Genomic DNA, 13,951 nt, shown 5'->3' with positions numbered 1-13,951 from the left:
TTCACCGCCTAATTTCTTTCGTGTTTATTCAATAACCTCTGTATGGAAACAACGTACCATGTGGTTCACCATTGTTTCCCCCAGATCGGTAAATGTTGCTATACCTTGTTTGTGAATGGCTGTTTTAAATCCTTCCGCATCCGCCCCTGAAACCGTTAAAAAGTCACAGATGTCTGTAGTCACTCCAACAGTATGAACCTTTTCCACTCCTGAATTTCTTAGGGTTTCGGCTAAGCCTGTTTTAAAGAATGCATTATAGTTTGTCTTGGGCGAATAAACAACATTTTTATTATCCTTATTTACTAGATACCAATCATACAGGTCTCCATAAAGCTGCTGTCCTTCTGTGCCAACAATATTATGAGGTGGCCATAAGTCGAAGTGCGGGTCATTTGGCTGATGTGCATCCATTGATACAACAACCAATTCCCCTTGTTCTAGAAATTTTGTTGCCAGCTCTTTAATATAAGGAACTATTTCTTGCGCTGGTTTACCTGCTGTCAATGTTCCTTGGTCCGCTACAAAGTCATTACTCATATCAACAATTAATAAAGCTTCCTTCGCCATTAGAATCTAACCCCTTTATTGGTAAATAAAAACAAAATTAGCCACAATTAAGCCCCGCCTAAGCAAAGTAGAATGCAGCGGAGATAAACTGAATTCCAACTAACAACCCATAGAGGAACCGTGAAGTCTCTCGCGGTCCCATGGATTAAGGTTAGTAAGGTTACAGATTCTTAATTTTATGTTTTGCTTCTTCTATATTTTTCATCTTGTTATCCCAACAAGCCTGACTTAAATCTACCGGATATTCTGCCGGATTTAGCGAACGCTGGTATTCCTCCCACAATAGGTTTAATTGTTCCTTGGCATAGGACTGAATATCCTGAAGCGTCGGCAATTCATATACAAGTTTTCCATTTGTAAAAATATCCGCATGCAAATCTTTCGCAGTAAAATTGGTGACAAAACTTCCAATGTACGTATGCACAGGATGAAACATATGAAGCTTCTCTTCTTTTTGAGGCTCCTCAAAGCTTAAGGCAATATAATCACCTTCTGCTTTCTCTGTAAGGTTATTGATAATCCGATATACCTTCTTCATTCCTGGTGTGGTAACTTTTTCAGGACTTGAGGAAATTTTGATTGTATCTTTCATTTCTCCATCTTCTCCCTCAATAGAAACCAATTTGTACACAGCACCTAAAGCTGGCTGGTCAAAGGCTGTAATAGCTTTTGTTCCAATTCCCCATGCATCAATTTTCGCTCCTTGGGCGTTTAAGTTCATAATGGTGTATTCGTCAAGATCATTGGAAGCGATAATCTTAGCATCTGTAAAGCCTGCTTCATCTAACATTTGTCTTGCCCTTTTGGAAAGGTAAGCCAGATCTCCACTATCTAACCGAATTCCGATAAAGTTGATGCTGTCTCCCAGTTCTTTCGCTACTTTTATTGCCGTCGGAACACCTGACCGTAATGTGTCATAGGTATCCACTAAGAAGACACAATCTTTATGACGTTTTGCATATTTATGGAAAGCAGTATATTCATCTTGATACGCCTGAACAAAGGAATGGGCATGTGTTCCAGAAACCGGAATTCCAAATTTTTTCCCTGCTCGAACATTGCTTGTACTAGAGAACCCGCCAATATAAGCTGCTCTTGTACCCCATAATGCGGCATCAAATTCATGTGCCCGTCTCGTACCAAATTCTGATGCAGGCTGGTCACCTACCACCTGTTTAATTCGTGAGGCTTTTGTAGCAATAAGGGTTTGATAATTCACGATATTTAACAAAGCCGTTTCAATGAGCTGCGCTTCGACTAACGGTGCTTCAATACGAAGAATTGCTTCATTGCCAAATACAACTTCTCCTTCTTTCATAGCCCGGACATTTCCTGTAAAACGGACTGTTCGTAAATAGTCAAGATAGTCTTCTTGAAACCCTATCTCTTTCAAATACTCCAAATCACTGTCAGAGAAATGAAACGACTGGAGGTAATCAATAATCCGTTCCAGCCCTGCAAATATCGCATAGCCGTTTCCAAATGGCAGTTTTCGAAAATACAATTCGAATACAGCATTTTTGTTATGAATATTATCCTCCCAATACGCTTCTGCCATATTGATTTGGTATAGATCTGTATGAAGTGCGTAGCTGTCATCCATATAGTTGTTCATCCAATTTCCTCCTAAGCTCACTATCTGCTTGGATCTTTTTTAAAATTTATTTTGTTTATAAAGTGAAACTTCAATCAGAGGGAGGGGGTTGCTTTTCTCCCACTGATTGTTAGTTAAACCAATCGGGCGATTAGTTACAAATTTATTTCATTACTTTTATGGTAGAGATTTCTCACAAAATCTACAAGTTTTTTTGCTTCTTCGGTGCGATGAAATCTTTCATCTAAAGCGTCAGGTCCTAAACGAAAACGATCCAAAGCATCGGCATCTTTAAAAATCTGATAGAGCAATACAGTCTGTTCGCCCAGCGTTTGGGATTTCCTAATTTCTGACAAACCTAATGTATCGTCTCTGTCATGATAATAAGTAATGTAGTAAGTCGATATATCATAAGGCAAATCCGACTCACCGCAGTATGCTTTATAATACGCTGCAGCTCGCTTTCCATGTCCTACATCAAGCCCGTCATCAAGGCGGCGGGAATCATGGAAAATTGCCGCCATACCCAATGCATCCATCTCCGTCTCACTTAAGCCTTTCTTGTGACCAATAATAAGTGCATGCATCAGCACACGAGCACAATGACTTTTCGTATGAATCTCACTTTCTGGCAGCCAAAATTCCACATGCTGATCCATGTAGTTTAGAAAGTATTCGTACTTATTTTTAATTGGCAGATATTCAGGGATTTCCAGTACATTAGCTAGAAACATTCTTATTTTCTCCTTCCCTGCGAAAAAAGACATCACTTACTTATTTTAACTGTGCTAATCGCTGTAATACTTCCGCAGTGTCTCCATTGACACCGATAGATTTCGCAGCAATTTCTTCAGGGATATAAAGTTCACCTTTATTTAGGGTAATGTAAGCAGCGTTTTTTTCAGCATACGTTATATCCATGAATGGCGCTTTAATTAATTGGTTTCTTGCACCAACTCCTAATTCAAGAAGAACAAGTTTTTTACTATGTGCTTTTTCTATAAAGTCCCGATAGGCCTGAAAACTTGTTTGCCAAGCTTCTCCTTTTAAGAAGTTTCTATCTATTTCTAGATGAACCTGCATTGGGCCGCCACACGCTGGACATTCCGGGATAAGTTCTGCAGGCACTTTTCCGTTTTCTTGGGCACGGGCCATCTCGCTTAGTATATCATCTCCTGGATAAATCTTATTATGGCAAGCATTTCTGCATTGCAGATTTCTGCTGTTTCCTTCTATTTCAAAGAGACGATCCTCCGGGAATCCGGCTTGTCTAAAATGATCATCTATATTGGATGTTACTACAAAAAAGTCTTCATCTTGTACAAGCTCATAAAGATGCTTCATAACCGGACTCGCTTCTCCATTGTATAAAAAGTAGTCATACATCCGGCTGAAGAAAGCCCATTTTTCTTCCTCTGCAGGGAATGGATAAAAGCACCCTTGGATGATACTTCGAAAGCCGTATTTATCACGAAAATCACCAAACTTTTCTATAAAATCCTTGTTTTCAGCAAAAATATGAATACCTTCTGAAATGGACAAACCGTTGCTTGCTCCAACAACAACCGCGTCAGCTTCTTTAATTTTTGTAATTACTTCTTCATATTGCTCGTTCATATTATTAATTTACCCCCATCCTATTAAAGTACGCCACTTTGTTTCTTTTCTCTATTCATTTCCGTTAATACATCTTTCAGTACTTGTGCAATATCTTCATGAATTGCAGTGCCTGTACCCTCCAGCTCTTTAGGCATGAGTGCATCCTTAGGATTAATGGTAATGTAGTACGCATCAGCCCATTGGTATGTCATATTCCAGAAAGGTTCTTTGATAAACATTGGGGTCATTTGACCAACACCGAGTTCTAAGAAAAGAACTTTTTTATTTTGATTTTCTAAAAGGTATTTACGATATTTATTAATTTCGCTTTTATATTTTTCTCCTTCAAGGAACACAAAAGAACGTACCCATAGTTCCATAGGTCCTCCACAAACAGGGCATTTGGGCACCATGCTAGCTGGAACCTTTGTACCTTCCATATGGTCGCGCATTTCGTTTGCTTGTTCCACAAATGGATAGACTTTGTCGTGACATGGACCAGAACATTGAATAGATGTCCAGTTCCCTTGAATCGCACTGACCTTTTCTTCAGGAAAGACTTGTAGAAATTGCGTGTCTTGATTTGTCGTAAGGATAAAATATTCTTTACCTTCTATAATTTCATCTAGATCCTTGTAGGGCTGGCCGACGGGAACTTCCGCTACAAAGCTGATTAATGTAGCAAGATACGCCCAGCGCTCTTCTTCTGTCCGAAACTTATGGTAAAATCCTCCAAATATACTGTCAATCCCATATCCCTTTGCAAAAGCATCAAAGTACTTGCGAAACATTTCATCGTCTCGATACCAATTATAGCCGGCTGCAGCGGACATTCCAGCAGCACCGCCAACTATAACGACTTCAGCCTCTTCTATTTTCTCCTTTAATATGTTTATATTGTCTTGATATTGTTGTGAATACATCTCTATCTTTTCCTCCTAGTAATTTGATTCGCGCCAGAGAAATGCCAAAATCTCAAGCATATCCCTGAACGATATACCTTCTTAAAACAATAATATTTCTTAACCCTGAATATTCGTTTATAGTTCTAAATACATATTAGATGGTATAAACAAATAAACAAGTATGCACTTTCTGGACACATACTATCCAGCAAGATAGTGCACGTGTTCGAATGTCAATAATCACTCTGCTTTTAATAATTATCTAATTGGGTCAAGCGACGAACCAAAAGTTCAAATTCCCGCTAATATACTTTCTCTCTTAAACTGGTCTTTTCCCTATTGCACAGCTTTGCTATGAGCTCATCTCTTCATTTTCTTTCAGGGTCAGAGCATCTCGAAGTACACGAGCAATATCTTCATTAATTGCAAGTCCTTTTTTCTCTATCTTGCCAGGAACGACAGCATCTTTAGGATTTATACTAATGTAGTAAGCATGGGGCAGTGTTTCGGTCAGCTCCCAAAAGGGCTCTTTAATAAACATTGGCGTCATTGTTCCCACACCTAATTCCAAAAATAGAACTTTTTTATATTTGTTTTTCATAAGAAACATTTGAAACTTAACTAATTCGTTTCTAAAATCGCTTCCTTCCAAAAATACACGGGAACGGACCCAAGGTTCCATATCCTTCCCGCACATTGGACATACGGGAATCAATTCTGCAGGGATTTTCGTCCCTTCAATGTTCTTATACATGTTCTCAACCAGCACTTGATTATGATAAATCTGATCATGACAACGATCAGAACATTGAAAGTACCGCCAATCACCTTGAATTGGTGATACTTTCTCTTCCGGGAAAATCTTGGAGAATTGTGCGTCTTGATTCGTTGTCAGTACGAAATAGTCTTTATCCTTGAGCAGTTGCTTTAAATCAAGATATGTCTGACCAGCCTCCATGTCATATACAAACTTGATTAATGCAGTTATATAAGCCCAGCGCTCCTCCCTTGTCTCAAAGGGATGATAGAAGCCAAAAAAGGTACTCTTAATCCCATATTTCTCGGCAAATTTTCCAAAGTACTTTAGAAAGGTTTCGTCCATCTCATACCAGTTATAACCAGAAGCAGCAGACATTCCCGCCGCACCGCCAATGATAACAGCATCCGTTTCTTCCATTTTTTGAAGTAATTTCTCTATTTGGTCTTGATAGTTTTGTTTTAGCACGTAATCATTCCTCCAACCATGCCTCATAACACTTCCTCTTCACTTACAAAGTGAAAATAGAGTGTGTTTTGAAGCAAACCTTTACTTGAATCTAAATGTATTATATAGTTCATATAATACGAGTAACAAGTATGCACTTTTTTAACGCATACTATCTAGGAGGATAGTATAAACATGAATACAAATAAAATTAATGCTCCTGACAACCAAGAACCTGCTTTTGGATACACGCTTTCCATAATAAATGGAAAATGGAAACTGCAAATTATTTATCACCTATCAAGGAACGGTGCAGTACGTTATAATGAACTGCAGCGGATGTTAGGCAAAATAACTTATAAAACACTTAGCACAACACTGAAAGAATTGGTAAAGGATGGTGTTGTTCATCGCGAGGAATATCCACAAATTCCACCCAAGGTTGAATACAGTCTTACTGAAAAAGGGCAGACACTCTGGCCGATTATTCAAGAAATGTGTCAGTGGGGGGAGCATAATCAGCCTTATTGATAAAGTGAAACTTCAATAAGTGGGAGTCTTTGCACCTCTCTCACTTATTGTTAGTTGAACCAATCGGGCGATTAGTGGCAGTTAAGCCCCACCTAAAATATTCATTTCTTCTCTATTTTTGAAGTGGGGGTTTTATTGCCACTTAACCTGCGATAAAGTGAAACTTCAATAAGTACAAGTTAAAATTACAAAAGCAAAACCCGGGAGAAATTATTTTCATCCCGGGTTTTTTATAAAGCTTTGCCTTCGAACTCTTTCCATTTCTTCAAGACAAGCATGCATCATGTTGCATTCAATGGATTATTTTGTTTTACCTCTTTTATAGAAAGATACAAAGAATAATTTCCATAATCCAGAATTTCATTCAGAAAAAGATTCAGTTGTTCTTGTGAATGAACCTTTACTTTTAGATGATAGCATCCTTCTCCTGAAACACGGTGTGCCTCCACCACTTCTTTTTGTTCTTTTATACAATGTAAAAAGGGATCATGGTTTGCTGTTTTCATATAAATAATAATAAAAGCCGTATAAGTAAGTCCTATTTTCATTTCGTCTACAATAAGAGAATATGCTTTAATGACTCCATTATCCTCAAGTTTTTTAATCCGGTTTCCCACAGCCTGTCCCGTCATATGAATTTGTTTTCCTAAATCTTTCCATTGAATACGGGAGTTTTCATTTAATATCCGAAGTATTTGAAAATCAATATTATCCAGTTCCATAATAAATTCCTTTCACGATGAAATGATTTACTGTAAAAGTGTTTCACCAGCGTATCGATGTATTTCAATATATCATTTATCATTATATTGTAACAGAAAATAATATGAGGTGATAAGAATGAGTACAGCTTTAATTGTTATTGATATTCAAAATGACTATTTCGAGAACGGAAGAATGGAACTAGTCAATCCCGATAAAGCAGCAGCTAATGCAGCTAAAGTTATTGATTGGTTTAGAAAAAATAACAAGGATAATATTTTCCATGTTCAACATATCGCAGCAGATCCAGCACTAGGATTCTTCCTTCCAGATACTGAGGGTGCTGAGATACATGAAACTGTTCAGCCTTTGGAAAATGAAAATCTTATCGTTAAGAATTTCCCTAATAGCTTTTTAAAAACTGATTTAGAAAGCAAATTAAAAGAAAAGGGAGTAACCGACGTTATTGTTGTAGGTATGATGACACATATGTGTATTGATGCAACAGTAAGAGCTGCAGTAGATTTAGGTTATAATACGCTGCTTATTGAAGATGCATGTGCTACAAGAGATCTATCCTATGACGGTAAAGATGTGCCTGCTGAACAGGTTCATTATGCATTTGTCGGCGCTCTTGAAAGTATGTACTGTGAAGTTACTTCAACCGAAAAGTTTTTAGCATCAAGAAACTAAGATTGCTTCATTCTTTATAAAGTAATTCCATCAGATTTGCAAGTGCATATCTGCTCCATACGAAGTTTAAGTGGTTCTGTTCATATTTGTTTATGAACGGAACCACTTTTTTTCAACAGTAATTTGCGTTTGTTTCGCTATGAAAAAGTGATTTATTGATTTAACCAGACTGTTTAGCTTTATTATTCCACAAAAGTAACCTTCAATCTTCCACGTTCCCAGATTACTTTTTTTATGACCAAAACTCATACTTGAAAGTTTCATTAATGAACTTTACTCGAATGATAAACTGGTTCAAACGAGGGTTGAAAAGACTTCACTGCCTGTACAAACCGGATATTTCAAAATACCAAATCACGTTAATGAATCGCTTCTGTTCACTATATACGCGTTTATCGTATTTCTAAAAGCTAAGTGTTTATTTTTGAATCAGGTATGGTGTCATGATAACATTGTATTTTGTATGAATTATTTTCAATATTAATATAAATCCGTTTTAAATATTAGGAGGCAAATTTTGTGGCAAAACAATTAGAGGGAAAAACAGCAATCGTAACAGGGGCAAGCAGTGGAATTGGAACTGCAATTGCAAAAGAACTGGCCGGGGCAGGGGCAAATGTAGTGCTTGCCGCAAGAAATGAAGCTAAACTTACAGAAATAGCAAATGAAATTAATCAGCAGGAAAAGACACTGCGTATTAAAACTGACGTAACAAATCAAAAGGATGTTGACTCACTCGCGAAACGCGCAAAACAAGCATTTGGGAGTGTAGATATATATGTTAATAATGCCGGGAAAATGGGTTCGAGCAGAGTTTCAGAGGGAGACGTCACAAACTGGGAACAGATGATTGATATTAATATTAAAGGAGTTCTTTACGGAATTCATTCTGTTTTACCTGAGATGAAGGAAAGAGGAAGCGGCCACATTGTTAATATTGCTTCCGATTCAGGATTTGAAGTTACAGAGCGACTAACTGTGTACTGTGCAACGAAATTTGCTGTGCGTGCAATTTCCACTGGACTGGAAAAGGAACTTGCCAAAACCGGTGTACGCGTGACCAGTATTTCCCCAGGTATGGTGGAAACACCATTAAGTTCGGAAAGTCCTTTTGATAATGGCAGGAAAAAACTTGTTCCTGCTGATATTGCTCGCGCGGTCGTTTATGCGGTAACCCAGCCAGATTATGTGAATGTAAATGAGATTCTCGTCAGACCTGTATAATAATTACTCTGCAGCATTTTAAATAAACAAAAAGGAGAGACCTGAATATATCCAGTCTCTCTCTTTACAATCTGTATCTTAGTTTTTTCGTAAAATACTCATATGGTACGTATCCTCTTCATCATCTTCGCCTTCTGTTTCATAACCATACGCAATCGTGCTTCCATCCAGGCTCACTGTTAAGTTATTCATTTTCTGATTCTCTTCCAGTTCAATCGTATGGATTGTTTCCAATTTACCGGTATCGAAGTCAAACAGCGTTACCTCACTTTTATCAATGATAATGACATTTCCATCTGTTAGCGCGATGACGTCCTTTCCGTCTCCCAGCTCAATTGTCTCGTCTGTTTCCAAGTTCAAAGCTTTGTAAGCGTAAATAACTTCCGATGCTTCGGGATCAACTTCACCATAAATCATGTATTTTTCATCCTCACTTAGTACTGGGGAAACATCTGATTGAGGTAAAATATTCGTAGAAGCAAGCAATCTTTCTGTTGTGCCAGATTTCACATCATACGAGAAGATCCCTTCCTCCAACACACTTCCATACACCTTGGAGGCATCCTTGTCTGATTGAGGTAAAATATTCGTAGAAGCAAGCAATCTTTCTGTTGTGCCAGATTTCACATCATACGAGAAGATCCCTTCCTCCAACACACTTCCATACACCTTGGAGGCATCCTTGTTTAATAGTAAATTAGCATAGCTCGTTATTTCTCCAACTTCTTCTTTTATGTCGTCAATAAAACTTAACACGATAAATTCATTCTTTTCAACATCCCAGATATATGTACCATTTTCTTTCTCTATATTTGGGTTTGTATCTGTATGAACATAAATCTTTGGTTCTTGTAAATATGTACCTTTACCAGGCAGAAGGATATCATCAAAACTATTTTTTGCAGGGTATTTCTCTACCTCTTCTGTACTCGGATTGTATTCAATAATTGAATATTTTTCTCCCTCAGGAGCATTAGGATTATTTTCCTTACTGATAATGTAACCTGTTGGTGTTAAAAAAGAAAATTGATTAAACAACTCGAAATCCAGACTTTTCACTTCGTCATCAACCCAGACATTTCGTCTTAATGCATCCCCGAAACCACCGTCATTTTCTCCCCACAGCAACGTATCCCCGTCTTCATCGAGGTTAAAGTTCAATGTTGTAACCGGACCTTTCAATGCAAATGTTGTAACTTCCTCGTATTGAGCTGCTGGTTCTTTTGCTTTTTCTTTACTCGTGTTATTCGTGTTATTGTCGCCAGCAGTTTCATTATTTTCTTCGCCGCAACCTGCAAGTAAAAATGTAAATATAGTAATGATAATAATGAAGTAAAACAATTTTTTCACTTACTTTTCCATCCCTTCCTGACATTGATTACAAACAGTTTTTATTTGCTCGTCTATTAATCTTGATATGAATCCTAACTTTTACCACTTCGTATAAAAACATATTATTTCATACGTTGAAGCAAGCTCTTTTAAGTACTCATATATAGAGATAATAAACCTTATTTGGAAAATAAAAAACAGCTGGAAGTCTCCTTTTTCGAAAAGACTTCTAACTGCTTTGGGTAATTTTGCTTAATTAGACTAGATATGGAGGGAACAAGCTTCACATAACACTTCTCCATGTTTTCACTATATTTATTGCATATGTATTTTATTTCTCCAAATATCCCTCTTTCACATGCGATTTATATGCGAAGGAACAGACAAAGAAAAAGAGCCAGCACGACCACAGATAGAGTACGATTGCAATGTAAGGCATCATGAATCCAGCACCATAATTTAAAAACGCCCTATTTATTACGACATAATCTCCTCCGCCCAAGCTTAAAACGGTAAGCAAGACCGGAATCGCATAATATATATATGCAATTTTTTTTATCTTTTTATCAACACCCGGGAAAACAATTGGTACTTCCGTTCGCTGATCAAACCTTGCCAAAAAGTAAACCCCAATAAATAAACCGATTAACAGCAATTGAAAAATAATGTTTCCTTTTAACACCTTCAGCAGGGGAAAAGTAAAAAAGAAGATGAATGCGTATAATTGATATGTCATTGTCAGCTTATAAGCTTTCTCCTTGTTTTTAGGGAAACGAATTGTTAATACAATCGGCATTCCCAACAGTATAATAAAAATCATAACAATCCATTTTATGTACTGCCCGTCATAGTCCGGAATAAAAGCTACCATCCCTGCTATAGATAGCGGCAGCAAATAGCCAAAAATCATTGCCTTAAATGAATTTCCCATTCATTTCCCCCTGTCTGTTTAGTGACATTACTATTTATTTTTTATCTAAAATTACACTTTCTTTCATTATCTTTTAACGTTTTTCATTATCACCATGCCACCATAACCATTCTTAGTTTAAAATACTGGTTCCGCAGTTTCGTACACCACTCTTGGAATATCTGCGAATCTGTTCCAAAATTCTAAAACAGGTCTGGTTGTGGCAATTTACCCCCCCTTTATTAACTAAGCATAATTTTATCATAATAAGGATTACGTTAACATATCTGTTAAGCCTGGTGTATTATTCTAATTAAAAAAAGCCTGACATTATCAGGCTTTTTTAACATCATACTATTATCTATATTTATAATTATTAATTAGGTATTTTACAATATGCTTTCGCTTTTGCTTTTACAGGAACAAACCAGCAATCGTTGCGGATAGAATCGATACAAGAATAGAACCAAATAGAAGTTTCATACCGAATCCGGAAACGACACTCGCTTTCTCTCCATCAATACCTTTAACTGTTCCAGCAATGATACCAATAGAAGAGAAGTTAGCAAAGCTTGTCAGGAAGACTGTTACAATACCAATCGTTTTCTCAGACATTGTTTCCATTAATGGCTGGAATTCCAGCATAGCTACGAATTCGTTCGTTACAATCTTTGTTCCCATAATAGAGCCTGCTTCAATAATTTCACCAGGTGCAATTCCCATTAAGAAGGAAAGCGGTGCAAGGACATATCCCAGAATCTGCTGCAGCGTAACACCTGCCAGAATGGATTCAATTATCCAGTTAACCAGTCCTAAGGCTGCAATAAATGCCATAAGGTTGGCTGCAACGATTAGAGCGATTTTTCCACCATCAAGCGCTCCATTTCCCATCGCTTCGAAAATACTCTTATCTGTCGTAACATCTTGAACATCAACTATGTCTTCTTCTTTCTTTACATTGATTGGAGCAATAATAGATGAAATCATCAAAGCACCAAACATATTTAACGGCAATGCAACAAGGATATATTCTGCCGGGAGGATTTGAATATATGCTCCAATAATGGAAGCCGATACAGAACTCATCGCAGAAGCACTAACCATATAAAGTCGATTACTGTTTAAATGGTGAAATTGCGCTTTAATCGCCAGCAATGCCTCAGATTGTCCAAAGAAGATACTGTTTACACCATTAAAAGATTCGATTTTAGGAATCCCGGTGATTTTAGAAACTAAGCCACCTACCCATTTAATAATGGTTGGCAAGATCTTTAAATAGTTTAAAACAGATAGAAGTGTGGCAAAGAAAATGATTAGTAAAAGTACATTAAAGAAGAAAACGCCACCTTCTTGAATTTCGAATCCACCAAGAACAAAGCCTATACCTTCTTGTCCAAATTCAATCAATTTATTAAAAACAGCAGATATGCCATTGATAATCTTAGCCCCAATTTCTGTTGAAAACATAAACCATGTAATAACAAGCTGCAGGAGAAGCATAATTCCAATACCTTTAAAGTTGATATTTTTCTTATCGTTGGAAAAAATATATGCTAAACCTAAGATGACGGCTATCCCTAAAATGCCTAGGATAATATCCATTATTTTTCCTCCTTTATTTTGCTGTTTTCGTGAAACAGCTTACATTAAGAAAATAATTTAATTCTAACTATTTTCATTTATCTGTAGATGATTGGACGTCCTACAAGTAGAACTTAAATTTTTGCTTCCAGAATTCTGGAAGCAGAAAATTATCTGGCTTTTGAACGTCATGTTAACCAAACAATGTGAAAAGGTTTACATTGTTTCTATAAACATTATAAGGTCAGACGTCCTACAGGTCAAGTGCCTTTTTATATTTTTTTAGATTCCATATAAAATAATGAATAAGAACTTACAGTAATGGGATTAACTAGCAATACTATTAAAATACTCTTCTTCTCAGTACGTTAAACGTAATTTGATCGGAACGAAAATAATTAATTGAGTAGAGCACTGGGCGATTTGAATCATCAAAATGAACTTGTCGCAATACTAGAAGCGGGCTATGATGATCACAGTTCATAATTTTTGATATCTCATTATGATAGGATATCGTACTAATCTGAGACTCAGCATGGTGAATTACTATACCTGCATCCTCTAGTGAATTAAAAATAGATTCTTCTCTTAGTTTATATCCTTTTTGAAGAATACTGTCTGGAACTTTATCGATACAATAAACTAATGGTGTATCTCCAGCAGTTCGAACACGCTTTACTAGGAAAACCTGTTCATCTTCCTTTAACTCCAGCTCCTTGATATCATCCTGGTGCGGTTCTACATAACCTGTAAACAATATTTCTGTTCCAGGTTCCTTTCCTTCTCTTTCAATTAATTCTGTTATACTAAATAATTCCTCTATACCACCTTGGAAAACAGGTTTCCTATTAACAAAGGTACCAATCCCATGTTTGCGGATAATAATATTCTCTTCTTCTAAAATCCTCAGTGCTTCTCTGAGTGTATTTCTCGATACACCTAGTCCTTTTGCTAGAGAAGTTTCTGAAGGCAACCGTTCTCCAGACTGCAGTTCTCCATTATTTATTTTTTCCCGAATCTCTTCTATAACGATTAAATAGCGTGGTTTCTGATAATGAGTTTTCAAAAGGCCCTCCCCTTTCCATTTTATATTGTATAACATGGTCAAA

At 36.9% G+C, this 13,951-nt stretch carries 14 protein-coding genes; 3 read left to right on the top strand and 11 right to left on the bottom strand.

The features are described 5' to 3' along the window. Positions 1-24 precede the first annotated feature (24 nt). The 6 genes from NST93_RS18200 to NST93_RS18175 form a co-directional block, all read right to left on the bottom strand. Positions 25-567, bottom strand: a complete 543-nt coding sequence (locus NST93_RS18200) for a cysteine hydrolase family protein (protein WP_405099510.1) — start codon at positions 565-567, stop codon at positions 25-27. A 160-nt stretch (positions 568-727) separates the two neighbouring features. Next, positions 728-2,182 carry a nicotinate phosphoribosyltransferase gene (locus tag NST93_RS18195; RefSeq protein ID WP_405099508.1) on the bottom strand — a complete coding sequence of 485 codons (1,455 nt, stop codon included), beginning with the start codon at positions 2,180-2,182 and terminating at the stop codon, positions 728-730. Between the two features lie 134 nt (positions 2,183-2,316). Continuing rightward, positions 2,317-2,895: a hypothetical protein gene (locus NST93_RS18190; protein WP_405099506.1), complete on the bottom strand. Its 579-nt coding sequence runs from the start codon at positions 2,893-2,895 to the stop codon at positions 2,317-2,319. A gap of 40 nt (positions 2,896-2,935) precedes the next feature. Then, positions 2,936-3,778 carry a Sir2 family NAD-dependent protein deacetylase gene (locus NST93_RS18185; protein WP_405099504.1) on the bottom strand — a complete coding sequence of 281 codons (843 nt, stop codon included), beginning with the start codon at positions 3,776-3,778 and terminating at the stop codon, positions 2,936-2,938. 23 nt (positions 3,779-3,801) lie between these two features. Then, positions 3,802-4,683, bottom strand: coding sequence for an NAD-dependent protein deacetylase (locus NST93_RS18180; protein ID WP_405099502.1), 882 nt, complete (start codon positions 4,681-4,683; stop codon positions 3,802-3,804). Between the two features lie 334 nt (positions 4,684-5,017). After that, complete coding sequence (locus tag NST93_RS18175; RefSeq protein ID WP_405099500.1) at positions 5,018-5,917, bottom strand: NAD-dependent protein deacetylase; 900 nt, start codon at positions 5,915-5,917, stop codon at positions 5,018-5,020. Positions 5,918-6,064: 147 nt separating this feature from the next. Here NST93_RS18175 and NST93_RS18170 point away from each other — a divergent pair, with 147 nt between their 5' ends. Further along, positions 6,065-6,400 carry a winged helix-turn-helix transcriptional regulator gene (locus NST93_RS18170; RefSeq protein ID WP_405099498.1) on the top strand — a complete coding sequence of 112 codons (336 nt, stop codon included), beginning with the start codon at positions 6,065-6,067 and terminating at the stop codon, positions 6,398-6,400. A gap of 281 nt (positions 6,401-6,681) precedes the next feature. On the opposite strand, the gene NST93_RS18165 is transcribed toward NST93_RS18170, so the two are convergent. Next, a complete protein-coding gene (locus NST93_RS18165) occupies positions 6,682-7,122 on the bottom strand; it encodes an Lrp/AsnC family transcriptional regulator (protein WP_405099496.1) in 441 nt (146 codons plus the stop codon). A gap of 118 nt (positions 7,123-7,240) precedes the next feature. On the opposite strand from NST93_RS18165, the gene NST93_RS18160 reads away from it, so the two are divergent. Together NST93_RS18160 and NST93_RS18155 are read left to right on the top strand one after the other, a co-directional pair. Further along, positions 7,241-7,795, top strand: coding sequence for a cysteine hydrolase family protein (locus NST93_RS18160; protein WP_405099494.1), 555 nt, complete (start codon positions 7,241-7,243; stop codon positions 7,793-7,795). 519 nt (positions 7,796-8,314) lie between these two features. Then, positions 8,315-9,019: an SDR family oxidoreductase gene (locus NST93_RS18155; protein ID WP_405099492.1), complete on the top strand. Its 705-nt coding sequence runs from the start codon at positions 8,315-8,317 to the stop codon at positions 9,017-9,019. A 78-nt stretch (positions 9,020-9,097) separates the two neighbouring features. On the opposite strand, the gene NST93_RS18150 is transcribed toward NST93_RS18155, so the two are convergent. The 4 genes from NST93_RS18150 to NST93_RS18135 all read right to left on the bottom strand — a co-directional run bounded on the left by NST93_RS18150 (position 9,098) and on the right by NST93_RS18135 (position 13,908). After that, on the bottom strand, positions 9,098-10,369 hold the full coding sequence (locus NST93_RS18150; protein ID WP_405099490.1) for a hypothetical protein: 1,272 nt from the start codon (positions 10,367-10,369) through the stop codon (positions 9,098-9,100). Positions 10,370-10,682: 313 nt separating this feature from the next. Beyond that, positions 10,683-11,282 (bottom strand): hypothetical protein, encoded by a 600-nt coding sequence (locus tag NST93_RS18145; protein WP_405099488.1) that lies wholly within the window; start codon positions 11,280-11,282, stop codon positions 10,683-10,685. Positions 11,283-11,675: 393 nt separating this feature from the next. After that, entirely contained in the window at positions 11,676-12,863 is a 1,188-nt protein-coding gene (locus NST93_RS18140; RefSeq protein ID WP_405099486.1) for a NupC/NupG family nucleoside CNT transporter, read from the bottom strand. Between the two features lie 322 nt (positions 12,864-13,185). Next, positions 13,186-13,908, bottom strand: a complete 723-nt coding sequence (locus tag NST93_RS18135; RefSeq protein WP_405099484.1) for a GntR family transcriptional regulator — start codon at positions 13,906-13,908, stop codon at positions 13,186-13,188. Positions 13,909-13,951 lie beyond the last annotated feature (43 nt).

This window comes from Oceanobacillus sp. FSL H7-0719 (assembly GCF_045040795.1).
GTDB lineage: Bacteria > Bacillota > Bacilli > Bacillales > Amphibacillaceae > Oceanobacillus.
Note: the sequence above shows the minus strand (reverse complement) of the source record. Positions and strands in the feature narration are given on the sequence as shown.

Bases quoted from the DNA above. Each gene is read 5' to 3' on its own strand.
- NST93_RS18200 (WP_405099510.1), bottom strand. From the start codon at position 567: ATGGCGAAGGAAGCTTTATTAATTGTTGATATGAGTAATGACTTTGTA.
- NST93_RS18195 (WP_405099508.1), bottom strand. From the start codon at position 2,182: ATGAACAACTATATGGATGACAGCTACGCACTTCATACAGATCTATAC.
- NST93_RS18190 (WP_405099506.1), bottom strand. From the start codon at position 2,895: ATGTTTCTAGCTAATGTACTGGAAATCCCTGAATATCTGCCAATTAAA.
- NST93_RS18185 (WP_405099504.1), bottom strand. From the start codon at position 3,778: ATGAACGAGCAATATGAAGAAGTAATTACAAAAATTAAAGAAGCTGAC.
- NST93_RS18180 (WP_405099502.1), bottom strand. From the start codon at position 4,683: ATGTATTCACAACAATATCAAGACAATATAAACATATTAAAGGAGAAA.
- NST93_RS18175 (WP_405099500.1), bottom strand. From the start codon at position 5,917: ATGAGGCATGGTTGGAGGAATGATTACGTGCTAAAACAAAACTATCAA.
- NST93_RS18170 (WP_405099498.1), top strand. From the start codon at position 6,065: ATGAATACAAATAAAATTAATGCTCCTGACAACCAAGAACCTGCTTTT.
- NST93_RS18165 (WP_405099496.1), bottom strand. From the start codon at position 7,122: ATGGAACTGGATAATATTGATTTTCAAATACTTCGGATATTAAATGAA.
- NST93_RS18160 (WP_405099494.1), top strand. From the start codon at position 7,241: ATGAGTACAGCTTTAATTGTTATTGATATTCAAAATGACTATTTCGAG.
- NST93_RS18145 (WP_405099488.1), bottom strand. From the start codon at position 11,282: ATGGGAAATTCATTTAAGGCAATGATTTTTGGCTATTTGCTGCCGCTA.
- NST93_RS18140 (WP_405099486.1), bottom strand. From the start codon at position 12,863: ATGGATATTATCCTAGGCATTTTAGGGATAGCCGTCATCTTAGGTTTA.